The organism is Pedobacter gandavensis (genome assembly GCF_032677645.1).
Taxonomy (GTDB): Bacteria; Bacteroidota; Bacteroidia; order Sphingobacteriales; family Sphingobacteriaceae; genus Pedobacter; species Pedobacter gandavensis_A.
On sequence record NZ_JAVTSB010000001.1, the window covers coordinates 370789 to 397782 of the forward strand.

At 42.1% G+C, this 26994-nt stretch carries 16 protein-coding genes, 1 tRNA gene and 1 pseudogene; 4 read left to right on the forward strand and 14 right to left on the reverse strand.

What is annotated here, in order from left to right; genetic code table 11:
- The first annotated feature begins 75 nt into the window (after nucleotides 1-75).
- From R2Q66_RS01610 to R2Q66_RS01620, 3 genes are read left to right on the forward strand one after another with little or no spacing between them, the layout of a single operon-like run.
- A complete protein-coding gene (locus tag R2Q66_RS01610; protein ID WP_316746189.1) occupies nucleotides 76-3549 on the forward strand; it encodes a response regulator in 3474 nt (1157 codons plus the stop codon).
- Nucleotide 3550: 1 nt separating this feature from the next.
- Nucleotides 3551-4378 carry a protein-glutamate O-methyltransferase CheR gene (locus R2Q66_RS01615; protein ID WP_316746190.1) on the forward strand — a complete coding sequence of 276 codons (828 nt, stop codon included), beginning with the start codon at nucleotides 3551-3553 and terminating at the stop codon, nucleotides 4376-4378.
- Nucleotides 4379-4412: 34 nt separating this feature from the next.
- Entirely contained in the window at nucleotides 4413-5999 is a 1587-nt protein-coding gene (locus tag R2Q66_RS01620) for a response regulator (RefSeq protein ID WP_316746192.1), read from the forward strand.
- A gap of 7 nt (nucleotides 6000-6006) precedes the next feature.
- Here R2Q66_RS01620 and pth read toward each other — a convergent pair whose 3' ends face one another.
- The 4 genes from pth to R2Q66_RS01640 form a co-directional block, all read right to left on the reverse strand.
- Nucleotides 6007-6567: an aminoacyl-tRNA hydrolase gene (pth, locus tag R2Q66_RS01625; RefSeq protein ID WP_316746195.1), complete on the reverse strand. Its 561-nt coding sequence runs from the start codon at nucleotides 6565-6567 to the stop codon at nucleotides 6007-6009.
- Nucleotides 6568-6677: 110 nt separating this feature from the next.
- Nucleotides 6678-7256, reverse strand: coding sequence for a 50S ribosomal protein L25/general stress protein Ctc (locus R2Q66_RS01630; protein ID WP_316746196.1), 579 nt, complete (start codon nucleotides 7254-7256; stop codon nucleotides 6678-6680).
- A 23-nt stretch (nucleotides 7257-7279) separates the two neighbouring features.
- Complete coding sequence (locus R2Q66_RS01635) at nucleotides 7280-8221, reverse strand: ribose-phosphate pyrophosphokinase (RefSeq protein WP_182957385.1); 942 nt, start codon at nucleotides 8219-8221, stop codon at nucleotides 7280-7282.
- Between the two features lie 72 nt (nucleotides 8222-8293).
- Nucleotides 8294-8364 (reverse strand) — tRNA-Gln (locus R2Q66_RS01640).
- A 472-nt stretch (nucleotides 8365-8836) separates the two neighbouring features.
- Here R2Q66_RS01640 and R2Q66_RS01645 point away from each other — a divergent pair.
- Nucleotides 8837-11863, forward strand: coding sequence for a DUF2723 domain-containing protein (locus R2Q66_RS01645; RefSeq protein WP_316746201.1), 3027 nt, complete (start codon nucleotides 8837-8839; stop codon nucleotides 11861-11863).
- 129 nt (nucleotides 11864-11992) lie between these two features.
- On the opposite strand, the gene R2Q66_RS01650 is transcribed toward R2Q66_RS01645, so the two are convergent.
- From R2Q66_RS01650 to R2Q66_RS01695, 10 genes and pseudogenes are all read right to left on the reverse strand, one after another.
- Nucleotides 11993-12955 carry an acetyl-CoA carboxylase carboxyltransferase subunit alpha gene (locus tag R2Q66_RS01650; protein WP_316746203.1) on the reverse strand — a complete coding sequence of 321 codons (963 nt, stop codon included), beginning with the start codon at nucleotides 12953-12955 and terminating at the stop codon, nucleotides 11993-11995.
- 128 nt (nucleotides 12956-13083) lie between these two features.
- Nucleotides 13084-14433 (reverse strand): MFS transporter, encoded by a 1350-nt coding sequence (locus R2Q66_RS01655; protein ID WP_316746205.1) that lies wholly within the window; start codon nucleotides 14431-14433, stop codon nucleotides 13084-13086.
- Between the two features lie 13 nt (nucleotides 14434-14446).
- A pseudogene (locus R2Q66_RS01660) lies at nucleotides 14447-15340 on the reverse strand (alpha-amylase family glycosyl hydrolase); the annotation flags it as partial.
- Between the two features lie 12 nt (nucleotides 15341-15352).
- Nucleotides 15353-16225, reverse strand: a complete 873-nt coding sequence (locus R2Q66_RS01665) for an alpha-amylase family glycosyl hydrolase (protein ID WP_316746208.1) — start codon at nucleotides 16223-16225, stop codon at nucleotides 15353-15355.
- On the reverse strand, nucleotides 16222-18537 hold the full coding sequence (locus tag R2Q66_RS01670; protein ID WP_316746210.1) for a glycoside hydrolase family 65 protein: 2316 nt from the start codon (nucleotides 18535-18537) through the stop codon (nucleotides 16222-16224). The genes R2Q66_RS01665 and R2Q66_RS01670 overlap by 4 nt, the downstream gene beginning before the upstream one ends.
- A gap of 133 nt (nucleotides 18538-18670) precedes the next feature.
- Nucleotides 18671-19339 (reverse strand): beta-phosphoglucomutase, encoded by a 669-nt coding sequence (gene pgmB / locus R2Q66_RS01675; protein ID WP_316746211.1) that lies wholly within the window; start codon nucleotides 19337-19339, stop codon nucleotides 18671-18673.
- 6 nt (nucleotides 19340-19345) lie between these two features.
- Nucleotides 19346-21190 (reverse strand): glycoside hydrolase family 13 protein, encoded by a 1845-nt coding sequence (locus R2Q66_RS01680; RefSeq protein ID WP_316746213.1) that lies wholly within the window; start codon nucleotides 21188-21190, stop codon nucleotides 19346-19348.
- An 82-nt stretch (nucleotides 21191-21272) separates the two neighbouring features.
- Nucleotides 21273-22286: a SusE domain-containing protein gene (locus tag R2Q66_RS01685; RefSeq protein WP_316746215.1), complete on the reverse strand. Its 1014-nt coding sequence runs from the start codon at nucleotides 22284-22286 to the stop codon at nucleotides 21273-21275.
- 19 nt (nucleotides 22287-22305) lie between these two features.
- Nucleotides 22306-23892, reverse strand: coding sequence for a RagB/SusD family nutrient uptake outer membrane protein (locus R2Q66_RS01690; protein ID WP_316746217.1), 1587 nt, complete (start codon nucleotides 23890-23892; stop codon nucleotides 22306-22308).
- Nucleotides 23893-23903: 11 nt separating this feature from the next.
- Nucleotides 23904-26885 (reverse strand): TonB-dependent receptor, encoded by a 2982-nt coding sequence (locus R2Q66_RS01695; RefSeq protein ID WP_316746219.1) that lies wholly within the window; start codon nucleotides 26883-26885, stop codon nucleotides 23904-23906.
- Between the last annotated feature and the right edge of the window lie 109 nt (nucleotides 26886-26994).

The window sequence follows — 26994 nt, forward strand, 5'->3', positions numbered from 1 at the left end:
TTTTATGCCCTTTTTTCGGTTTCGATATCCTCCACGATTCCTGGTAATTTCCCCCATACTTAATTGTTCTATTCTATGTTTAAACTAACTTTTAAACAACAAGTATTAACAGGATTTACTGTTTCCTTATTGTTTGTACTGGTATCTGCCATCACCTCCTATCTCAGCGTAGAGAAACTAAAAGAGGATACCCAATGGCAAAGTCACACTTATGAGGTTATTAATCTGATTAAAAACACCGAGGTTCAGGTACTGAATTCAGAAAGTGCGCTAAGAGGTTTTATCCTGTCTAAAAAAACCGACTACTTAAGGCCATATAATAAGAATGCGCCCATGATCCTGGAGACCGTTCAGGATTTAAAAAGGCTGCTTTCCGACAATGAGGATCAACAGGAACGTGCAGATTCCCTGGATTTTTATGCCCATAAAAAGGTGGCGGAGATGCAGGAAGTGATCCGGATTTACGATAAGGAAGGTGCTGCAGGAGCTACTACACGTGTGTTGGATGGTGGTGGCCAACTTTATAAGGACAAAATTCTTGCCTTCAGCAGGAAAATGATTGAAGTAGAATTTAAGCTCCTGGCATCGCGCAAAGCGAATACCATCGCAAGCAGTCAGCGAAGTACCCTGATCATTTCTTTAAGTGCATTCATCATCTTCGGCTTGATCTTATTCTTGTTTACTTACATCAGAAGGACCTTTGATCAGCAGAAAGAAACAGAAGGCCAGATCAGGGAGTCCAACTTAAAATTAGAAAAGATATCCGCAGAGAATGAGCAGAAGAACTGGTTACTTTCCGGCGCATCTGAGGTTAATAATGCCATGCGCGGAGAACAGGAAGTGGAAGAGCTTTCGGCAAATATTGTCACCCGGATCAGTAATTATATCGACGCTCCGGTAGGGGCATTTTTCCTGCTCAGTAAATCGAGAAATCTATTCCGCTTTACCGGTGGCTACGCGTATCAGCCTAAAAAAGGAGAAACCAGCCAATATCATTATGGAGAGGGTCTGGTTGGACAAACAGCCTCAGAAAAACAAGCTAAATTATTTAAGAATGTGCCACTCAACTACCTGAAAATCCGTTCCGGTTTAGGTAGCACAATTCCGCAAAGCATTTATCTGGTGCCTATCGTATTTGAGGAGGAAACCCTTGCCGTGATTGAACTCGGTTTACAACAGGATCCTGACGAAAAAACGATTTTATTCTTAAACACGATCAGTGAGAGCATCGGATTGGCGGTAAATAGTGCCGTTGCCCGTGTTAAATTAAGAGACTTATTTGAGCAAACACAACAGCAGGCAGAAGAACTGGCGAGTCAGCAGGAAGAATTGAGAACCACAAATGAGGAGCTGATCTATAAAACCGATCAGCTGCAATCTTCGGAAGAGGAACTGCGGGTGCAACAGGAAGAATTGCGTCAAACCAATGCCGAGCTGGAAGAAAAAGCACAGCAGCTCGAAGAACGTAATATCTCGATCAATCAGGCCAGAGAAGCCATCAGCTTAAAAGCCGAAGAACTGGAGATTTCCAGTAAATATAAATCGGAGTTTCTGGCCAATATGAGTCATGAACTCCGGACTCCTTTAAATAGTATCCTGATTCTGGCTAGAATATTAAAAGAAAACAGACCGGAGAATCTGAATGAAGACCAGATAAAATATGCCGGTGTGATTCATAATGCAGGTAACGATTTATTGGCCCTGATTAATGACATTCTGGATTTATCTAAAATTGAATCCGGAAAAGTAGACCTGAATATTGAAAAGGTAAAACCTGCTGTGATCAGTCAGAGTATGGAATCCTTGTTTAATGAACTGGCCAGAAGTAAGAAGATTGACTTCCAGACGGACCTGGCCCCGGATCTTCCGGAAACTATCGTAACCGACCAGTCCAGGGTAGAGCAAATTGTGAAAAACCTGCTTTCTAACGCCTTTAAATTTACACCGGAATACGGTCACATTAGTTTAACGATCAGCAAAGCGGATCAGAACACCGTGTTTTATGCAGATCGCCTCAAAAATACCAAAGAAGAAATCATTGGCATTACCGTTAAAGATTCTGGCATTGGTATTCCGGAAGACAAGCAGAAGCTCATTTTTGAAGCTTTCCAGCAAGCGGATGGTTCTACCAGCAGAAAGTTTGGCGGCACGGGCCTTGGTTTATCCATCAGCAAGGAACTCGCTTACCTGCTGGGTGGAGAAATCCAGGTGAGTAGTAAACCTAATGAAGGTAGTATTTTCACCCTGTACCTCCCAAAAAACAATAAATTTCTACATATAGAACAGGGAGTTAGCACTCCTTCCGAAGTTTACACCCCTGCTCCTGCAGTTTTTGAATCCTTCCCTTCAGCGGAAAAACAAGGCGACCTGTCGCAAAGAATCCTGATTATCGAAGATGATGAGGTATTTGCCGATGTATTGAACGATTATGCCCTGGAAAAAGGTTTCCAGCCAATTCTGGCGCATAGCGGAGATACCGGTTTAGCCATGGCCTTTGAACACCTACCGGATGCGATTGTACTGGATGTGATGCTACCGGTTATGGATGGCTGGACGATCCTTAAAAAGCTGAAAGCGGATCCGAGAACCAAACACATTCCCGTTCACATGATGTCGGCAGGAAATGAAAAGGCCAGTAAAGCGAAAAAAGAAGGAGCCATTGGTTTCCTTAAAAAACCCGTAGAAAAAGAGCAACTGGATGAGGCCTTTAATTTATTAAGTGCTGCCTACCTGAAATACAATTTCAAAAGTGTGCTCGTGATCGAAGATCAGGAGTTACAAAGCAGGGAACTGACCGAGCAGCTGACAGAAAAAGGAGTAGATGTGAAACAGGCATTTACCGGCAAAGAAGCCCTAGATCTGTTAAATGATCAGGTTTTTGATTGCATCATCCTCGATTTAAAACTGCCTGACATCTCCGGATTCGACTTATTGGATCAGATTAAATCGCAGCCATTACATGCCCATATCCCGGTGATCATCAATACCGCAATGGAATTGGATCAGGAGAAAATGGCGCAGATCATGAGGTACACAGATGCGATGGTATTAAAATCGAACAAGTCTAACGACCGCCTGATAGATGAAGTAAGCTTGTTTATCAACAAGCTGAAACAGGATGGCCCTGCAAAAGCCAATCCAGGAAAAGGAAAAAGTGTTTCCACTATGGAGAAGGTATTGAAAGATAAAACCATCCTGATCACCGATGATGATATGCGGAATATTTTCGCACTTTCCAGTGCCTTACAGGTGTACGACCTTAAAATCGTGATTGCCAATAACGGCAGGGAAGCCCTGGAAAAACTGGAAGAATCTGAACAGATCGACCTGGTATTGATGGATATCATGATGCCTGAAATGGATGGTTATGAAGCCATGAAGGCCATCAGAAAAGAAAAACGCTTTGCTAAACTCCCGATTATTGCATTGACTGCCAAGGCAATGAAAAACGATCGTGAGCGTTGTATTGAGGCCGGAGCAAACGATTACATTTCTAAACCTGTTGATATGGATAAGTTGTTGTCTATGTTAAGAGTCTGGTTAAGTTAATATGGAGAAAGAAGAAGAAGATTACCTCAGTTATGAGCAGCTAACCGAACTCATTGATTTTATAAAAAACATACATGGTTTTGATTTCAGCGATTATTCCCCGGCCTCTTTAAAAAGAAGGGTGACCAGAATTATGCAGTTGCAAAAACTAAGTCTTTTTGACTTACGTACTTTACTGACCAACGACCATGATTATTTTGAGTCTTTCCTCATTGAAATTACGGTAAACGTGACTGAAATGTTTAGAGATCCTTCCTTTTACCGTTCGGTGAAGGAGCAGATCATCCCTTACCTCCGCTCTTATCAGCGCATTAAAGTATGGAATGCAGGTTGCTCTAGCGGAGAAGAAGTCTATTCATTTGCCATCCTGTTTGCCGATGAGGAACTGTATGACCGAAGCTTTTTTTACGGAACAGACATCAATAATGATGTCCTTGATTTCGCCAAAAACGGTATTTATGATTTACAAAAGATGAAACAGTTTTCAGAAAACTATCAAAAGACGGGCGCCATTCATACCCTTTCTGATTATTATACCGCAAGGTATGAGGCTGCTTCGATCAACCATTCTTTAAAAAAGAACTTGTTGTTTTCGGCACATAACCTGGCTTCGGATGGGGTATTTAATGAGTTTCAACTGATCTCCTGTCGAAATGTGCTCATCTATTTTAATACAGATTTACAGAAGAAGGTGATTGAACTGTTTTACAACAGCCTGGCGAATTTTGGCTTCCTCTGTCTGGGTGCCAAAGAAACCTTAAGAAGTACCGAAACCGGTCGCTTCAAAATTATAGATAAGAAAAATAACATTTACCAAAAAATAGCTTAAGGGCCTTTATTATCATCCCTCAGTAAGACCTAACATGGAAAAGATTAATATATTAATTGTTGATGACCGACCGGAAAACATCGTTGCCCTGGAGGCATTGCTGCAAAGGAAAGACATCAACATCATTACCACCACCAACCCAAATGAGGCATTGAGGATATCCTGGGAGAAGGATATAGCAATTGCAATGGTGGACGTTCAAATGCCGGAGATGGATGGATTTGAACTGGTAGAAATCTTAAAAAGCAACCCCCGGACCAAAGAAATCCTGATCATATTTGTAACTGCCATTTCCAAGGAAACCAAGTATGCCGTAAAAGGATTGAATTCCGGTGCCATAGACTACCTCTACAAACCGCTGGATCCTTACGTAACTTCTGCCAAAGTAGATTCCTTTATCCGCCTGGTGAGAACGGAACGTGAGATCAAAAGAAAAAATCAGGAACTGATCGCCTACCAGAAGGAATTGATCAAGGCTAAAGAAGAAGCAGAACAAGGCAAGCGCATCAAGGAAAATTTCCTGGCCAATATGAGTCATGAAATCCGCACCCCGATTAACGGGATCATCGGATTGGCGAACCTGCTGGGCAAAACAGACCTGAGTCCGGAACAAAAGGAAATGGTGAGCCTCCTGGAGATCTCTTCCGATTCTCTTTTAGGGGTGATCAATGATATTCTGGACTTATCAAAAATAGAATCCGGAAAGTTCAAGATCAACCGTTCTGAAACTGATCTGGCTAAAATATGTAACTCGGTGGTCAACCTTTTACGCATTCGTGCCATGGAAAAAGAACTGGAGCTTAGTATGGATTTAGATCCGGAACTGCCAAATGCTGTATTGGCAGACTCGCTCCGTTTGAATCAGATCCTGATGAACCTGATTGGCAATGCCATTAAGTTCACTAATCAGGGATCTGTGCATTTAAAAACAGAAATCATTGATCGGAAAGGAAACAACTTACACATTAAGTTTTCGGTGAGGGATACCGGTATCGGCATTGCTAAAAACAATATTGAGAAGATCTTTGAAACTTTTGAGCAGGCGGATGAACAAACAACCGTCAAATTTGGTGGCACCGGACTGGGACTTTCGATTGTCAGGAACCTGGCGAAACTAAAAGGCGGTGTGCTGGAAGTTTCCAGTGAAGAAGGAACCGGCAGTACTTTCTCTTTCAGCAACTGGTATGAAACGGTAAAAGATACGGTGGTGATTAAACCGGTGATTAAGCCTGCGCTGGATCATTTTGCCGGATTGAGAATCCTTGTGGCGGAAGACAATCCGATCAACAAGTTTCTGATCATCAAAATACTGAAAGACTGGCAGGTGATTCCAGACGTTGTAGAGAATGGAAAGGATGCTTTAGCACAATTAGCCGCAGCAGATTACGACCTGATCCTGATGGATACTTTTATGCCGGTAATGAACGGTCTGGATGCCATAAAACTCATTCGTGAAGGCTTTGTGAAAGGGAAAGAAAACATTCCGATCATCACCTTCTCCGCAGCAGTTTTAGAAACCGACAAGCAAACCGCTATTGATGCAGGGGCAAATGATGTGGTGAGTAAACCATTTGAACTGGATGTACTTCATGAGAAAATCAGGAAATACGCGATAAAATAAGCTGCCTTTATTTGTTAAAGGCAGTCATAGTTAAAGCTGGACCAACGGTTACAAAACTTTTAATCAGGTCCACGCTTTTGCCAATCAATGCCGGAAGTTCCAATTGCTCGTCCTTATCAAAATGGCCCAATACATAATCCGCTTGTCTGCCTTTAGCAAAGTTATCACTGATCCCAAAACGCAATCTTGGGTAGGCTTGTCCGCCGCAAAGTTCTTCAATGCTCTTTAAGCCGTTATGCCCGGCACTACTGCCCTGCATTTTCAGGCGAAGCTTCCCCAATGGCAAAGCCAGGTCATCCACGATCACCAATACGTTTTCCAGGGGGATGTTATATTCCCTCATGTAATAATTTACCGCTTTTCCACTCAGGTTCATATAAGTGGTTGGCTTGATCACATGGAGCTTTCTCCCTTTGAAAGAAACTTCGGTATAATAGGCCAGTCGGATATTAGAGAAAGTACCTCCAAGCTCTTTTACCAGCTCATCAGCAATATCAAAACCAATATTATGACGCGTATGTGCGTATTCCGGACCTATATTCCCTAAACCAACGATTAAGTATTTCATCTCCTGCAAATATAATAGTTTAGCTGAGAACAGCTATTGAATCATTTTTTTAAGCAAAAAAAAGCAGTACCGTTACCGATACTGCTTTTTTAGATTGGACTAAAAAGAAATTATTTCTTGTTAGCTTCGTTCTCAGCTTGTTTTAAAGCTCTTGACATACCAACAGATACGATAGTATCTTCTGGAGTGTTAGTGATTGTGTATGCTGCAGTTGCAAGATCACGTACACGGAACAAGTTACCAACTTCTAATTTTGAGATGCTCACTTCAATTGTTTGAGGCATATCTTTAGGGAAAGCTCTAACACGAAGTTTACGTAATTTCTGTACTAATTTACCACCCATTTTAACACCTGGAGAAGTACCTGCGATTTTAACAGGGATTTCCATTAAGATTTCTTTGTCATCAAATAACTGAAGAAAATCTACGTGTAATAATAAGTCAGTAAGTGGGTGAAATTGTAATTCTTTAATGATAGCTTTAGTTTTAGTACCATTAATGTCAATTTCAATAAAGTTTGCTTCTGGAGTGTAAATAGCATCCTTTAATTCGGTTGTAATTACAGCAAAGTGTTTTTGCTCAGTACCACCATACAATACCGCAGGAACTTTACCTTCATAGCGAAGCTCTTTAGCATCGCGTTTCCCTACGTTCTCTCTTGGAGAACCGCTAATTGCGATTGTTTTCATTTTATATATATTAATTGTTATTATTAAACTCTAAAAAGGTCACTGATAGAACCGTGCTCATTTACATTGGCAATTGCTTTTGCAAATAATTCAGCAGTACTCAATACCCTGATTTTATCACTCTGACGTTTCAAAGGAATGGTATCTGTCACGATCAACTCAGCTAACATTGAGTTTTCTACCGTTTCATAAGCCTTACCTGATAACACCGGGTGTGTACAAACGGCACGCACACTTTTCGCTCCTTTTTCCATGATCAGCGCTGCTGCTTTGGATAAAGTACCTGCCGTGTCGCAAATGTCGTCAATTAAAACCACATCTAAACCAACTACATCACCAATGATCGACATTGACTCAATTTCATTGGCACGTTTACGTCGTTTATCACAGATCACTACCTCTGCATTGAAGAACTTTGCAAAAGTACGCGCTCTGTAAGAACCGCCCATATCCGGTGAAGCAATCGTTAGATTCTCCAGGCCTAAGCTTTTGATATAAGGTACGAAAATCACTGATCCATCTAAATGGTCTACAGGGATATCGAAGAAACCTTGAATCTGAGCAGCATGAAGGTCCATCGTCATGATTCTGTGGATACCTGCCGATTTCAACAAGTTGGCAACCAATTTGGCACCAATCGCAACACGTGGCTTATCTTTTCTATCCTGTCTTGCCAAACCGTAATAAGGAACTACCGCAGTGATGTAATGAGCAGATGCACGTTTAGCGGCATCAATCATTAACAACAACTCCATTAAGTTATCATTTGGCTGGTAAGTAGAATTGATGATGAAGACATCGCAACCGCGTACTGTTTCATCGTAAGAAGGTTGAAATTCGCCGTCGCTAAACCTGTTCAAGGTGACATCACCTAAAGGTTTGCCGTAGCTGTCGGCAATTTTGATTGCTAATTCTTTTGTACCTGTTCCGGCAAAAAGTTTAACTGGATTAAACTGCAATGGCATGATTAGAGGTGTATCAATGCTAGGTTAAAAAAAATCGGATTGTGAAATGAACCACAATCCGAATATGTTTTGTTGCCCGACCAGGATTCGAACCTAGACAAACGGTACCAAAAACCGTTGTACTACCTTTATACTATCGGGCAATCTTTCAATTTAAATTTCGAAGCGGATAATGTTGCTCTGAATTCTGATGCAAATGTACGCAGATTTTTGATACCTGCAAGTCCTGTCGCAAAAAAAGTTTAAAAAAGATTAGCCCTTTGATTCAGAAAAGAAATAAACTATTTAAAATGAGGAAGTTGCTTAGGGTAAAAAAAATAAACTTTTTTTGAAAAAAAATCTGCCCCTGCTGGATTTTAGGAAAAAGCACCTGCATTTATACCTCAGGCAGGATTAAAATATTTTAAAATAATTGAAAACAGGGCAAAATCCGGTGATATGGACTAAGGGAAAATGGACATATATAAGAGGTCCCAATCAGATAAACGGAAAAGAACCTATATATAGGTGTGTTAAATTTGTTAAACTCCCCCTTACTTTGTTAGTTTATCAATCTTATTCTTTATTTTCGGCTGCATTTAATTAGCGCGACTTTAATAACTATTTAATTAAGAAATGAACTATACAAAAATCAACAACCTTACCGGCTGGCTTTGTTTTCTGATCGCAGCAGTGACGTATATTCTAACATTAGAACCCTCAGTAAGCTTTTGGGATTGCGGTGAATTTATCGCCTCCGCCTTAAAAATGCAGGTAGTACACCAACCGGGAGCCCCCTTGTTCTTAATGATACAGCGGTTCTTCTCCCTTTTTGCCATGGGTGATCTTACTAAAGTCGCTTACTTTATGAATGTAGGCTCGGCAATCGCCAGTGCTGCAACTATCCTTTTCTTATTCTGGACCATCACCGCATTAGCGAAAAAAGTACTGGTTAAGGAAAAAGAAGCAGTAAGTCAATATAACCTGATCTCGATTATGGGTGCAGGTGTTGTAGGTGCTTTAGCTTATACTTTCTCAGATAGTTTCTGGTTCTCCGCTGTAGAATCTGAAGTATATGCACTTTCTTCGCTGTTCACCGCCATCGTATTCTGGGCCATCTTAAAATGGGAAGCCGTTGCTGATGAGCCCCGCGCAGACCGTTGGTTGTTGTTTATCGCTTATATCATGGGGCTATCCATCGGGATTCACCTCTTAAACTTACTAACCATTCCGGCTATCGCCTTTGTTTATTATTTCAAGAAAACTAAAAACCCAACTACCGCCGGAACCATTAAAGCCGGTATTGTAGGGATCCTGATTCTTGCCGTAATTCAATATGGAATTATTCAATATGTAGTATCTTTTGGTGCTTACTTCGATTTATTCTTCGTGAATACTTTAGGTATGGGCTTTGGAACTGGTGTACTGGTCTTCGCAATCCTATTGGTTGGCGGTTTCGTATGGGGCATCAGATATTCCATCAAACATGAGAAGAAGGTCCTTAACCTGGCCTTACTTTCGGCAGTGCTGATTCTTTTTGGTTATAGCTCTTTCTCGATGATCATCATCCGTGCAAAAGCAAACCCTAATTTAAATAATAGTGCGCCTGATAACGTATTCTCTTTCTTAGGTTACCTGAATAGAGAGCAATATGGCGACAGACCTTTATTATTCGGTCCTAACTATAATTCACAACCAGTTAGCACGGTTGAAGGAAAAACATTATACAGAAAAGGTGCTGACAAGTATGAAGTAGCCGGTAAAAAATCGGATTACGAATACGATAGAATCACGCCTTTCCCACGTATGTACAGCGATGACGCTGGTCACGTGGCTTACTATAAAGACATGATGGGCTTTAGTGATGATCACTTCCCAAGCTTAATTGACAATATCGGATTCCTGTTATCATACCAAACCGGACAAATGTACATGAGGTATTTCTTCTGGAACTTTGTTGGTAGACAAAATGACGACCAGGGACAAGGTAGTATCTACGAAGGTCAGTGGTTAAGTGGTATCAAATTCATTGATGCTTTACGTCTGGGTAGCCAGAAGAACCTCCCTCCTTCTATTGTAGACAGCAATGCTTACAACCGTTTCTTCTTCCTTCCTTTCTTATTGGGTATGGCTGGTGCAATCTGGCATTTCAAAAGAAACCAGAAAGATGCAGGAATTGTAGCCTTATTGTTCTTCTTTACCGGTATGGCCATTGTGTTGTACCTGAATCAGAAACCAATGGAGCCAAGGGAGCGTGATTACGCTTATGCAGGATCGTTCTATGCCTTTGCCATCTGGGTCGGATTCGGTGTCCTCGCCCTGCGTGAATGGGTATTTAAAAAGATTAACCCGGCTACCGGCGCTGTTTTAGCAACTGTTGTGGGCTTATTTGCTGCACCGGTAATTATGGCGGCTCAGGGTTGGGATGATCATGATCGTTCGACCAAAATGGTTGCCCATGATATCGCAGTAGATTACCTGCAATCCTGTGCGCCAAATGCCATCCTCTTTACCTATGGTGATAATGATACCTACCCATTATGGTATGCTCAAGAAGTGGAAAACATCAGACCTGACATTAGGTTAGTGAATCTGAGTTTGTTTGATACGGATTGGTATATCAATGGTATGAAACGTAAAATGAACGAATCTGAGCCGCTTCCGATCTCTATGAAGGAATCTCAGTATGTTCAGGGTGTTAGAGATGTGATGTATTACCAAAATGCAGATATCGCCGGACATATCGAACTGAAGAACATTGTTGACTTGTTGCTTTCTGAAAACAGTGAAGATAAAGTACCTTTAAATGATGGTAGAAAAGTAAACTTCATTCCTACCAAGAACTTTAAAATTACAGTAGATAAAGAAGCAGTAATTAAGAATGGCATCGTTAGCGCAGCTGATTCTGCTAAAATCGCTCCTGCAATCGAATGGACATTCAACAAAGGCTATGTAACGAAAGGTACTTTAGCGATGTTCGACATCCTGGTTCATAACAACTGGAAAAGACCAATCTATTTCGCAAGTACAGTACCTTCTGAGCAGTATAACGGCCTGGATAAATACCTTTACAATGAAGGTTTAGCTTTACATTTAATGCCTTTAAAAGTCGATACTACGGTTTCAAGAAACGAGCTGATCAATACGCCGGTATTATACAATAATGTGATGAACAAATTTGTATGGGGTAACGTAAAGAATGCGAAATACCTTGATCCACAATCTGCGGATGACATTTCTATCTTTACCAATGTATTCAACAATACCATCAGCGGCTTATTGAAAGAAGGTAAAAAAGAAGATGCACAGAAAGTAGTCGCACGTTATTTTGAAGTTATGCCGGAGAAATTCTACGGTATGCGTTCGATGATGGGTGCTTACTTCATGGCAGAAAATCTGTACCAACTGGATGATGTGAAAAGAGCAAATGCTCTGATCGAAAAATCAGCAGATTATATCATGAAAGAACTGACTTACCTGGCTGATGTTTCTGAAAGCAAAGGAAGGTTTGTAGGCGGACAAAATGTACAGTTAGGTTTATCCTTCCTGAACTCTATGGCCAGAACTACTGCCGAGAACAAGCAAACAAAACTAAGCAAGGACCTAACGGAGAAATTTAACCTGTTAGAGGCGAGATTCTCTCCTTTCTTCCCGGCACAATAAGTTCCTCCATCATAAAAAAAGAGCATCCAGGTTGGGTGCTCTTTTTTTATGCCTAAGATTTTAGCTGGCTCAACAAAAAAGGGCTGCAATCTAAATTGCAGCCCTTTCCTTTATATTTTATAAGTTATTCTATTCGTTTACTACACCCATTGCACAGAATTTATCAATTCTCTTCGTGATCATGTCTTCCGTTTTCAATTTCTTTAACGCTTTGATGTCGCTTACGATGCGTTCTTTGATTGTTTCGCTCATAACCTCAGGATTCTGGTGTGCACCTCCCAGTGGTTCTGTAATGATGCCATCAATCAATTTATTGCTGTACATATCATCAGAAGTCAGTTTAAGACATTCTGCAGCCTTTTCTTTGAAGTCCCAGCTGCGCCATAAAATAGAAGAGCAGGATTCAGGAGAAATTACAGAATACCAGGTATGTTCTAACATGTATACGCGGTCTCCGATACCGATACCCAATGCACCACCTGATGCACCTTCACCGATCACAAAACAAAGGATTGGTACTTTTAGAACAGACATTTCTAACAGGTTACGCGCAATCGCCTCCCCTTGTCCGCGTTCTTCTGCTTCCAGTCCGGGATAAGCTCCCATCGTGTCAATAAAAGAAATCACTGGTTTATTGAATTTTTCGGCAAGACGCATTAAACGCAATGCTTTTCTATATCCTTCAGGATTCGCCATACCAAAATTACGGTACTGACGCTCTTTAGTATTTTTACCTTTCTGATGTCCGATAACCATTACCGTTTCACCGGCAATAGTAGCGAAACCACCAATAATGGCTTTATCGTCTCCTACTGTTCTGTCGCCGTGCATTTCTATGAAATCATCACAGATCATACTGATGTAATCCAGGGTTTGTGGCCTTTCCGGATGACGGGACATCTGAACTTTCTGCCATCCTGTAAGATGGGTGTAAAGCGTTCGCTGAGTCTCAGCTAACTTCTCTTCCAGTTCAGTCAAGGTAGCAGACATATCTACTTTCGTTTTATCGGCAACCTGTTTAACCTTTTCAATCTGCTGAGCTAATTCAACTAAAGGTTTTTCGAAATCAAATGATGTTTTTATCTGTTCCATAAGCGGGCCGTAAAAATAGGCATTTTATTTAAAAATTTGCAGACCACCTGGTTTTAGGTAAAAATTTTAATATAAATTCCATAATATCGAGGTCTTTCTTGCGTTTAAGCGGATTCTGCCCCAGATAATCAGACCTCTTTTTCTTGATTGCTCTGAATGTAAAGCACGGAAATCGCCCCCAGGATCATGAAAATCCCTGCCAGTACAATCGCATAAATCGCTTTCCCATCGTAAAACTTGTCGACAATCATACCGCCAAAGAAGCCGTTTATGATTTGAGGCATGGTAATGAAGAAGTTGAAAATCCCCATATACACCCCCATTTTACGCGCTGGAATCGAGCTCGATAAAATCGCATAAGGCATAGAAAGGATACTTCCCCAGGCCAGGCCAACCCCGATCATCGAATAAATCAGGTGTTGCGGATCTGTGATAAAATAAATGGATAATAAGCCCAGTCCGCCCGCTGTTAAGGAGAACGCATGGGCGATCTTCCTGCTGGTAGCCCTGGCAATAGCCGGTAGCAACAGCGCATAAATTGCGGAAACTCCATTATAAACCCCGAAAAGAATCCCTACCCAGTTACCGGCATCGGCAAACTGTACCGACGAAGTATCTCCCGGAGCTACCTTATATATATGTTGTGCAATGGCCGGCGTGGTAAATACCCACATCGAAAACAGTGCAAACCAAGAGAAAAACTGTACCAGGCCCAGCTGCCTCATCGTTAAAGGCATTTTAGAGAAATCGCTAAAAATAGACATGATGCCCTTGGTTTCTTCTTCCGCAGCACCGTCATGGTAACGTTCCATTTCTTCCGGCGGATATTCTTTGGTGGTGATCACCGTCCATAAAATAGTACCCAGCAATACCGCAGCACCTACATAAAAGGAATAAATCACGTTGAGTGGTACAAATCCGGGCGCTGCCACTTTGGATACGCCCAGGTATTCGGAAAGGATATAAGGGATCCAGGAACCGGTAAGCGCTCCTGCGCCAATCAGGAAAGTCTGCATGGAAAAGCCAGAACTCCTTTGGCTTTCAGGGAGTTTATCCCCCACCAGCGCACGAAAAGGCTCCATCGCTACATTAATCGAAGCATCCATGATCATCAGCATCCCTGCACCAATAATGATGGGCGGTAAAAGGCTGGCCATAGCGGCAGAGTTGGGCATTAAAACCAGGGCAATAGCCGTTAATATGGCACCAACCAGGAAGAAAGGCCTTCTTCTGCCAAATCTATTCCAGGTCTTATCACTATAATAACCGATGATGGGCTGTACAATCATCCCTGTTAAAGGGGCTGCTAACCAAAAAAGCGATAAATGCTCCACATCTGCACCATAGGTTTGCAGGATTCTAGAAGCATTTCCATTTTGTAATGCAAATCCAAACTGGATACCGAAAAATCCGGCACTCATGTTAAAGATCTCCAGGGATGACAATCTTGGTTTACTAAGCGCGATTTTCTTTTCCATCAGGTATTAATAGTTAAAATTCAATGATTTGAGCAGTCCCGGGTAGCACGTTTAAATATAGTGATTGCGGGTTGCTTTCTACTTTAAGCTTAGATAATAAATCTATGCTTTCTTTTATTTCCTGGTCTTTTAAAATACCTGCCGGTATTTCCAGCTTTCTTTCCAGGGATTTACTCCGGTCGAAGTTAGCTACAATCAGCAAACGCTGTCCTTTAGTATACCTGATAAAAGCATACATCCGTTGTTCTCCCAGGGGGATTTCGAGGATATCCCCTTTGTTTACCGCCTCAGAATTAGCTGCCAGCTGCATCAGCTGCTTATAAAATGTTCTGAGTTCTTGTTGCTTTGCATCTAATAAAGCACCGTCAAAAGCACCGTTGTTCATCCATTTCTGATGTTCAGGGACACCCCAGTAGTCAAAAATGGTAGTCCGGTTGTCTTCTTTGCCGAAACCTTCTATTCCTTTGCCCGGCTCCCCTACTTCCTGTCCGAAGTATAACATCACCGGCCCCCTAGATAAGGTAGCAGAAATCACCATTGCTGGGAGCGCGTGTAAAGCATCGCCGGCAAAACCTGCCGATGCAATCCGTTCTTCATCATGGTTCTCCAGAAAACTCAGCATCCGGTCTCCAAATCCGGCAGTTTGCTCCTGCCATACTTTAGATATATCCGACACATTTGCTCCTGGTTCATTCCTGATTAGCTTTTTTAAGCCGTCATATAAACCTACTTTATCATATAAATAATCGAAATGACCTTTCGTCAGGTAAGTCTGGTAGACCGCTGGATTGTAGGCTTCGCCGATAAAAATCAGTCCCGGGTGTGCTTTTTTCAGTTCTGGAATTACCCATTCCCAAAATGCTACAGGCACCATTTCTGCCATATCACAACGAAATCCATCTACTCCTTTTGCCGCCCATTAATTCAGGATATCCCTCATCTTGAGCCATACCCCTGGTGTTGGCGTAAAATGTTGTTGCTCGCCATTGGCATAATCCAGGCCATAGTTCAGTTTTACCGTTTCATACCAATCGTCTTTGGAAGGACTCGCAGAAAACACGTTGTTCCCTGTTGCTTTGGCCGGACTTTCTTTAAACTTCTGGTCTTCTAAAGCCGTTAAGGAATTTACTCCTTTATGCTGCACCGGAGCGTTGACGTTTTCCAGCGGAACAACGAAGTCCTTACCAGGAATATAATAGTAATCATTGGCCGGACTAAAGCTTTTAGTACGGACGTCATCTGCACCGAAATCCCTGACGCCTTCCGGCTTTGCCAGAGACTGGTAATGACGCGCCACATGGTTGGGTACAAAATCAATGATGACTTTCATTCCTTTCTCATGCGTTCTTTTAATTAAAGCTTCAAACTCGGCCATCCGGTTTTTTACGTTTACCGCCAGATCAGGATCTACATCATAGTAATCCCTGATCGCATACGGAGATCCGGCACGGCCTTTTACCACATCTGCATCATCCGCAGGAATGCCAAAAGCGCTGTAATCCGTCAGGCTGGCATGGGCAATAACGCCGGTATACCAAACATGACTGACCCCTAATTCTTTAATGCCATCCAGGGCTTTATTATTGATATCAGCAAACTTACCGACACCATTCTCTTGAATGGTGCCATAAGTGATTTGCTGACTTTGTTTATTCCCAAACAACCTCGGCAATAATTGATAAATGACAGGTTTATCCTGGGCCATAGTCTGACTTGAAAATCCGACAAATGTTGTTCCTGTTAACAGGATGCTGAAGAAAATGCGGCTTGAACCGCTCGACTTTTGCTTCATACCAGCGTGGTCTTGTAAGCGATTGTCTTTTCTCCCGGAGGGATAGCATGCAACTGTTCAAAAACTTTCAGTTCTAAAGTCTCCGCAGCATTGTTCCTGATGATCAGTTCAGATTCATTGATCTGAACCTTCAACTGCATGCCTCTAAAGCCAATGGTAAAAGAGAAAGCAGACCAGTTTTTCGGTAAGAAAGGCTGGAAAGATAGTTTCCCCTCACGTACGCGCATTCCGGCGAAACCTTCAACCACACTCATCCAGGTACCAGCCATCGAAGTGATGTGTAAGCCATCTTCTGTATCATTGTTATAATCGTCCAGATCCAGACGGGCAGTGCGCAGGTAAAATTCATAGGCCTTTTCCTCGTCATTCAGCTTTGCCGCAAGGATGCTGTGGACACATGGTGATAGCGAACTTTCATGAACAGTTCTGCTTTCATAGAAGTTGAAATTCCTTCTTAAGGTCTCCAGGTCATATTCCTCTTCAAAGAAATACATGCCCTGTAATACATCGGCTTGTTTGATATAACAAGAACGTAAAATCCGGTCCCAGCTCCATTTTTGGTTCAGTGGACGCTGATCCGCAGGTAAATCTTTCACCAGAATCTGCGCTTTATCCATATACCCATCCTGTTGCAGGAACACGTCTTCGCCTTCATGGTAAGGATAATACATCTGACCAGCTACCGAATTCCAGTCCTTAAACTCTGTTAATTCCTGAAGATTTGTCTTTTCAACAATTTTCAAATATTGTTCCGGATCAAGTGCTTTCACTCGCTCCGCAGCTTCGATGGTATAGGTTAAACACCAGGCCGCTAATTTATTCGTGTACCAATTGTTATTGATGTTGTTTTCATATTCGTTAGGGCCGGTTACGCCAAGCATTACAAACTTGTTTTTCTCTGCGCTCCAGTTTACCCTTTGTTTCCAGAATCTGGCAATGCCGATTAACACTTCCAGCCCATATTCTGCCAGGTGATTCTCATCTCCTGTATAGCGGATATAGTTGAAAATCGCAAAGGCAATGGCGCCGTTTCTATGGATTTCCTCGAAAGTAATCTCCCATTCATTATGACATTCTTCGCCATTCATGGTGACCATTGGATATAAGGCTGCCCCCTCATTAAAGCCTAATTTAACGGCATTTTCAATCGCTTTATCCAGGTGTTTGTAACGGTAAACCAATAAGTTTTTCGCCACTTCCGGTGGGGCTACCGACAGGTAAAAAGGAATGCAATACGCTTCGGTATCCCAATAGGTAGAACCTCCGTATTTTTCCCCGGTGAAACCTTTAGGTCCGATATTTAAACGGGCATCTTTACCGGTATAAGTCTGGTTAAGCTGGAAAATATTAAAACGGATGGCCTGTTGCGCAGCAACATCACCTTCAATCACAATATCTCCCTCTTCCCATTTCTTAGCCCATCCAAGTAAATGTTCTTGTTTCAATTGCTCAAAACCCTTTTCCGCAGCCTTCAAAATTGTTTCTTTTGCAGCGCTTAGTAAGTCTTGTTTTTCGTAATTCAAGGAAGATAAATTGGCAACGATCTTATATAGATCGATCACCTCATTTTGTGCCAGACTAAAAGTAGCCTGTTGCCCAAGGTATTTTTCTTTTGCTATCGGATTTAATTCCTGAGGCAGTTCATTTTTGAAAATACTGGTCTGACTCAGCGTGCAAACCTCAAATTCTGTTTTCTTGGTACGCAACACCAGGTAATCGGTATTTCCCTCCTGTAGTTGTGCAACTTCTTCCCAGAATTTCTCGTCATAATTGGCATCCTGGTTTTTTACGTCTCCGTCCATAAAGGAAGTCAGGCTGAGCTGTCCGGAGAAATTCAGCGCTTCCAGGCGGTAATGTAAAGCGGCTACCTCATCATCTACGATACTGCAAAAACGGATAGACTCCACTTTAACCCTTTTACCACTTTTCAATTCCGCTGTAAACTGGCGACTCAAAGTCCCCTCTTTCATATTCAGCACCCGTTTAAAATCGGTTACTACTGCCGTATTCAGGTCTAAGGTTTCTCCATCAATCTGAATATTAATACCGATCCAGTTTGTTGCATTCAATACTTTGGCAAAATATTCAGGATACCCATTCTTCCACCAGCCTACACGGGTTTTATCCGGGTAGTATACGCCGGCTACATAATTTCCTTGTAAAGTTTCTCCGGTATAATCCTCTTCAAAATTGGCGCGTTGCCCCATTCTGCCGTTACCGATACTGAATAAACTCTCCGATACTTTATTTAAATGAGGATCAAAACCTTCCTCAATGATATTCCATTCGTCTGCTTTTATATAATCTTTCATGGTATATGCTGCGATATTACTCCGGCGGTTGATGTAACCGGAATACGTTATGTTTTATTATTCATCCAGCCTCGTTTTTCAGGAGATACTGTTATTCTCTTTATGTTGATTACGTCATTAATGCGCTTGCTGTTTAACGTGTTCTCAAGGCTTCAATCTCGCTGATGGTAATTTCCGAAAGATCATTAATCACCACCTGTGCCCCTGGTAAATTCTCCGCTTTCCCGATCCCGACGATCATCATATCAGCCGCTATTGCCGCTTGTACCCCTGCTAAAGCATCTTCAAATACCACACAGTTTTCTTTTTCGGCTCCCAGCAATTCCGCGGCTTTTAAAAACACTTCCGGATCTGGTTTAGAGCTGCTCACCGAATTTCCATCTACGATGGCATCGAAGAAATGGGCTAATTCCGTGCGTTCTAAAATGAGGGAAGAGTTTTTACTGGCAGAGCCGAGGGCAATCTTAATTCCCTGAGCCTTTAAAGCCGTTAGCAATTCCAGTGCGCCAGGTAACACCTCGGCTACCGTCATTTTCTGGATCATGGCTACATATTGTTCATTCTTTGCAGCGGCAAGCCTGTCCTTTTCTGAGGCAGATTTCTCAATCCCGCCCCATTGCAGGATCATATCTAAGGAGCGCATTCTGTTTACGCCTTTCAGTTGTTCGTTTTGTGCTTCTGTAAAGTCAAAGCCTAAAGAATTTGCCAGCTGTTTCCAGGCCTGATAATGGTAAACAGCGGTATCTACCAATACGCCGTCCAGGTCGAAAATACAAGCGATAGGTGCTGTAGTATGTTGCATTTATATCTAATTTAATTCTAACACCAAAGTGGTCTTTGCAGGCACAGCGATGGTTTTTAAGGAGTTTATTTTTTCTTTAGTGATCACGTTTATGGCAGAAGCCGACTTGCCGATCCGTTCTTCAAACCTTGAAGTCTCCAGGTTTTTGGCCTGATCATCACCATTGACGATGACCATCACGGTTTTTCCACCTTCCGGCAGGTATCTGAAATAAGTATAGATGCCATTTTCCGGCACATACTGCATCATTTTCCCGCTTTGCAAAGCCGGACTGTTTTTTCTATAATTGGCTAGTGTGCGGACAAAGTTCCAGGCTTCATTTTCCTGTTTAGTACGTCCGGCAGCGATAAACTTATCTGTTTGATCTCCAGGCCATCCGCCAGGAAAGTCTGAACGGACCAAACCATCCGGATCAGAATAATTCTTCATCAGAATCTCTGTACCATAATACATTTGAGGAATCCCTCTTAGGGTCAGTAATAACACCATCCCTGATTTATACTTGTCGAAATCTTCTTTTACCATAGAATAGAACCTGCTCATATCATGGTTGTCCATGAAAATCACATTGCGGTCGGCATTCTGGTATAGGAAATCCTGTGCGATGGTGGTGTACAACCTGAAAATCCCATCTGTCCAGCCTGATTTCCCGTTCAAAGCTTCATAAATTGCATTTTTAAGCACGGCATCAGTTACGCCTGGCAATTCCGTATCAAAACCTCTGCTTACGGTATTTCCACCGGTAAAAAAGGCTTGTGCGGCTGCTGAGTTGACTAACGTTTCTCCAAAAACTGACAATGTTGGAAACTCTGCTTTTATCTTGATCGCCCAGTCTCTCATATAGTCCGGGTCGTTATAAGGGTAAGTGTCTAACCTTAGTCCGTCGATTCCTGCATCTTCAATCCACCAGATGTGGTTTTGCGTCAGGTAATTCTGTACATAAGGATTTCTTTGGTTGAGGTCAGGCATACTTGGTACAAACCAGCCGTCCAACATTTTCTTTTGATCTGCTTTTGAAGCATGAGGGTCCATGACCGGCTCATCGCGGTAACTTGTTTGTGTATAAACCGGCCATTGGTTAACCCAGTCTTTCATTGGCATATCTTTATAGAACCAATGTCCGGTACCAATGTGGTTGTGTACAATATCTTTCACTACTTTCATTCCTTTCGCATGCGTCTGATCTACAAAAGATTTATACAAGGCGAGGTTTCCGTAGCGTGGATCTATTTTATAATGATCCGTTGCGGCATAGCCATGATAAGAAGCGTTAGCCATATCATTTTCAATCTCCGGAGTCATCCAGATGGCGGTTACGCCTAAATCTTTCAGGTAATCCAGTTTATTAATCAATCCCTGTAGATCACCACCGTGGCGGAAATACATAGAATCTCTGTTCAATTTTGTTTCCTGCATCCCTTTGACCACATCATTTTTCGGGTCTCCGTTAGCAAAGCGATCCGGCATCAACAGGTAAATGAAATCCTTACTACTCACTCCTTGTATCCGGTTTGCCTGCGTGGATTTGTTTTTCAACTCATACGTATATTGCAGCTTCTTCTTCCCGTCTTTGGTAAATACGATCGGGAATTTCCCCGCAGCGGCGGATTCAGAAATCTCCAGATCCAGGAACAGGTAATTCGGGTTTTCCACTTTATTAACGGCCAGCAGTTTTACGCCGGGGTATTTCAGTTCGACACCCAGATCAGCGATATGCTCCCCATGAACCAACAATTGAAGCTTAGGGTTTTTCATACCTACCCACCAGTACATGGGTTCTATGCGCTCAAGCTTTTGGGCAAAAGCAGTGGCAGAAATACTCAGGAGGAGTAAGAGGATGATCTTTTTCATAAGCAAAAATTGAGGATACGGGTTTTAAAAAAAAACAGGTTTCTGGCGGGTTAGGAAAACCTACGAGAAACCTGTTCGGGTATTAATTTTTAACGAGTGAGTATTTTAAATTGGGAATATCGAAGGTAATGGTATAAGTCCCTCCTTCCGCGACAGCAATATTGCCACCATTAAAGACAAGGCTACCCGCGGCACCGCCATAATTAGAACCGTAGTCATGATTCTTTCTGAATTTTATGTCTCCGGCTGACAGGGTCGCAGTTGCTTTCCAGGTCTTTTTCCCGTCATTGATATATTTCATATCGATGTCACTACCCCATCCTAGTGGCGTCGCGCTACCTGTGACAGACCACAATTCTGCTTCTACGATAGAAAATGTTTTTGCATTCAGATCTACACTAACCAAATTAGGACCAGCTTTTGGAGCGGCAAGATTAGCCGCACTTCCATCTGTACTTAGCAAATTATTAAGTACTCCATAGGCAAGATCCCAGCTCTTTTTAGGCGTTACTTTAAAATCCAGCTGACCAGCAGGAAAGTTAATAATCCCTGAATATTTACCGTCACTATCCGGAGAAACCAGACTATCGGCAGTTAAAGGTGCCCATCCCTGATAAGCGCCAGGGGCATAAACCCAGGAAGCGGCAAAGTAAGGTGTAGCTTTCAAGCTCAGTACATTAGAATAAGTAATTGCATTTGGCGCCGGAGCAGATTTTAAGCGGACTTCAATCTCCGCAGGAACCTCTGCTTTTAATCCAAAACCAAGTAAAATGGCATTGATATCGCTAACTTTTGGTGCATAGCTGGTATTAGTCACCACTACTTCTGTAGGATTGGAGAAGTTTCTACCTTTCACATCGATCTGAATGGTGGTGGTCACCGGAATAACTACCCCGGTAATTACCGGAGCAGGAAAAGTAAGGGTTACTGCCGTAGCCGTTGCATTGGCTAAAGATAAGTTCAGCGTGCTGGTACTTGTCGTTAGCGTACCTGCGGGGCTCACATCAGACACGAGTTCTGTTCCATCCTTTTTACAGGACCATAAACCTATGGTCACTAAAACCAAGGAAATATATTTTATGATATTTGATTTCATCTTAATTTCTTTCTTAGGGTTAATAACCATCATTTTGAGTCAGATTCCTGTTGGCGATCATATCGGCTAAAGGCAAAGGATAGATGTTACGCGTTGCCGCTACACCAGCACCAGATTTCACACCACCTTTATAAGGCCATAGATATCCGGCATCAGTAAACTTTTTATAGCGTACTAAATCTGTACGGCGGAAACCTTCCCAATACAATTCTCTGCCACGTTCGTCCAGGAAGAAATCAACATTTACAGTCGTTACATTTCCTGAGATATTGCCATAAGCGCGCTCACGTAATTTGTTGACATAAGTAACTGCCTGTCCAACAGAACCACCAGCTCCACCACGGGCTACGGCTTCTCCATAGATCAGGTATTGCTCGCCAAGACGGAATAGTGCGAAATCTAAGGAACTGAATTTTCCTTCGATAGAAGCTCCGGGAACACCTTTGGAATCCACATTTCTAAACTTTACTACCCTTAAACCATCGGTAAAAGTACCCATGTCATCATTTTCCAGTTTAGCACCAAAAAACAAGGCTCTTTTATCGGTCGCACCACTATAATCTGTAAATAATTTAGGCAGGTTAATACGGCTGCGATTACCACCCCAACCACCGGTTGGTACACCAAATGCCGCAGGGTTCATATCACCGTTAATTGCGGCATTGATCAGGTAAGTTGTTCCACCATCATTCTGGGTGTGTAAACCATCGTAATTGATGGTCAGAATGTTTTCTTTACTCGTCGTATTGTTATCTGTCAGGAACAGGTTTTTATAAACCTTCGCAAGGTCATAACCACCGTTGATCACTTTACTGGAATAGGTAATGGCATCCGTATACCTGGCTGTACCGGTATACACTTCTGCATTCAGGTATAATCTGGCTAATAACGACCAGTCTGCACCTTTATCGGCACGTCCATATTCGTTGGCTAATGGCTCTGCTAATTCGCTTTCAATTGCTTTCAGCTCAGACTCCACATATTTGAACAACTCTGCTCTTTGAATTTGTTTCGGTGCAACTTTTCCGATCAGGTCATTTTCCGTCACGAAAGGAGGATTGGCATAACCATCCATCAATACCCAATACTGGAAGGCACGCAGGAAGCGGGCTTCTGCACGGTATTGCTGTACATTTGTAGCATCCTGACCGCTAATTCCACGACTTGCTAATTTTTCTGGCGTACTCTCTCTAAGGAAATCATTACACACCGTGATCTGATAAATACTTCTGGAGTACAAACCTCTGATAAAGATGTTTTCTGAAGTCCAGGTCATCTTGTTCATTTCAGGGATTCCATCATCATTCCATCCGCAGATGGCTTCGTCTGTTGGCAATTCCTGCGACATCCAGAATAACCTCAGGAAATCTGTAAAGCCGGGGTTTAATCCGCCAATGTCACTCTCCCCTGTAGCACCACTAGGATGCGTTAAGGCATAACTGGAGTATAATTTTACCAGTTGGTTTTTATAACCCGCTGGTGTGGCATAAGCCTGATCCGCTACTAAATCATTAGTAGGTCGTAAGTTCAAGTCTTCTTTTTTACATGAGCTGATAAAAACCAGTAAAACGCTTGATATGGTGAATATTCTAAATAAGTTTCTCATCCTGATAAATATTAAAAGCCAACATTTAAGCCCAATGTATAAGTCCTTGGTCTTGGGTATAAGTTATAATCGATACCCGACGTGATTTCCGGATCCAGTCCGTCATACTTGGTCCATACAAACACATTCTGCACATTTGCCGCCAGACGAAGGGTCGTATTTCCACTTCTGGAGATCTTTCCGAAATCGTAAGACAAGCCTGCATTATCCATTTTCAGGAAAGAAGCATTTTTCATGTAGTAATCACTCAGGTATTCATTATTGGTGAAATTGGTCTTATACACATCCACATTGGCGTTATTGATCAATCCACTCGGACTTAAGATATTGCTTCTCACTCCAAAGTTGGAAGACACGTTATCATACACATAATTACCGATATTGGCTCTCATCGTGGTGCTCAAAGTCCATTTCTTATAGCTGAACGAAGAGTTAAAGCCAAAAGTGAACTTCGGATCCGGAGAATGGTAGAAGTATTTATCATCCGCATTCACTACACCATTCCCATCAAGGTCGGCATATACGCCCTGTAAAGGCATTCCGCTGGCATCATAAATCTGTTTTTTCACTAAGAAAGATCCCGGCGCCTGGCCAATTGCATTGTATTTGATATTGTTTCCGGTACCACCAGTAATTCCACCCGCATCGATCTTGAAATTAGGATCAGAATCCAGCGTAAGATTGGTTACTTCCCTTTTATTGTAAGCCATATTTAATCCGATATCCCAGGTGGTATTTTCGGTTTGGATCAGCGCTACATTGATACTCGCTTCTAAACCACGAACATCCATATTACCCACATTGGTTAGTAAACGGTTGTTGTAATTTGTTCCCGAAGGAATATCTACCGTAGACAAAAGGTCTTTTGTTTTTTTGTAATACACATCTACGCTACCATAAACTCTGTTTTTAAAGAAGCCATAGTCGATACCTGCGTTATACGAAGAAGTAGTTTCCCATTTCAAATCAGGCTCATAAGCTGCCGGTGTATAGTAATCGTAGAACGTACCGCCAACCTGGTATTGCCCTTGATTTCCATTTCTGAAATACTTGGCCATGTAGTTATAGTTACCGATACCATCTTTATTTCCGGTCTGGCCATAGCTCAATCTCAGTTTCATATCAGAAAACACTTTACTGTCTTTCATGAAATCTTCCCCGATTACTCTCCAGGTAAAACCTACAGAAGGGAAATATCCCCAACGGTGATCTTCTCCGAATCTCGAAGAACCATCAGAACGCATGGTGGCAGAAAGAATATAATTATCTGCATAAGTATAGATCAAACGACCATAAAAAGATTCCATTTTTTCTTGCTCTACATTAAAAGGAAAGACCGGTGTTCTGGTCACCGAGGTGCCATCCGCTTTATACTCTTCAAAACTGTAGCTCGTGCTTTTATTGTCGTAATAACCATAACCTGCCGTTACATCGATTCTACTTTTCAGGCTGGCGATGTTTTTGGCATAGTTCAGGTAAAACTCTGCGATTTTATTGTTCTGAGTATCTTGTGAACGACCTTGAAAACCCTGGGTCGATGCATTTTGTGCGGCATAAGCAGGAACAAAGATTCTACCGTATCCTTTAGACACATCATATCCAAGGTTTAAGTTGGCATGTAATTCCGGAAGGAAGTGGAAGGAATAGTCGAATCTGGCATTACCGAAACTTCTTTCCGTTTTACCAGTATTGTTGCGCAATTCTGCTAAAGCAACCGGGTTACGTGGGGCATTCGGATTAGGTACACCACCTTTAATCCATTCGAAATAATTACCATATTGATTATTGGCAAATACCGGCTGCGTAGGGTCAAACTGAATGGCCGAAGCTCTGGCCGCCTCATTGGCAAATCTAGCTTCTGATAGAGACCCTTTTAAGCTCAGGTCAATTTTCAAATGATCGGTAAACAATCTTGGGGAAATACTGAAAGTACCGGTTGCACGCTCAAACTTATCCGTGATTAACAAACCTTGTTTGTCCAGATAACCCGCAGAAACACGGTAAGGTACATTTTTGAAAATACCACCAATACTCAGGGTATTGTCAGTAGAAAAGGCATTTTTATAGATCTCATCCTGCCAGTCTGTATTGGCATTTCCCAATAAGGATTTGTAAGTATGGTCTGGATTATCATCATAGCTCTTATTTCCATACTGATTTACATAAGCACGAATCTGATCAGCAGAAAGGACATCTACTTTTTTAGCGATGGTTTCATAAGAATTGTTGGTATTGAAATTAATCACCGGATCTGCAGAGCTTCCTTTTTTGGTGGTGATTAAGATTACCCCGTTAGAAGCTCTTGAACCATAAATCGCTGTTGCATTCGCATCTTTCAGGATGGTGAAAGTTTCAATATCATTTGGATTGATCAGGGAAAGCGGACTTGGTGCGTTGTTTACGCTGTTTCCGCTGAAAGGAACCCCATCAATTACCACTAATGGATCATTGCTGGCATTCAGCGAAGCGCCACCACGAATACGGATGGTACTTCCTCCGCCCGGCTGACCGCCATTGGAGATTACATTTACCCCGGCTACTTTACCCTGGATCAACTGATCCGGAGAAGTAATGGCCCCTTTTTGAAAATCTTTAGCGCTCACCGTAGCGATGGAGCCAGTCAGGTCTTTCTTTTGCTGCGTACCATAACCAATGACCACTACCTCATTCAGGTTTTGCGCATCTGGCTTTAGTGATAAGTTTAACACGGTATTACCGGAGATCGTTACATTTTGTGATACGGCAGTGTAGCCGATATAACTTGCAACCACCGTAACAGCACCATTCGACAATCCGCTCAAACGGTATTTTCCGCTCGCATCTGTAGTGGTACTCTTATTGATACTTTTGATCTGGATAGACGCTCCGGGAAGTGGTAATCCGGTCTCATCTAAAACTGTTCCAGTTAATGAACTGGTTTGTGCCTGTGCAGTCAATGTTGCAAGAACAATGAACAACAATAAAAAGGGCTTCAGCAGGTAAAATACTTTCATATTTATAGCTCGTTTTTAGGGTAAATATTTGGTTAGTGTATGGTGCTAATAATGCTCATGGTAAATAAGCGAAGCGTACCTGATAAATCAAAATATTATATGTTATTTT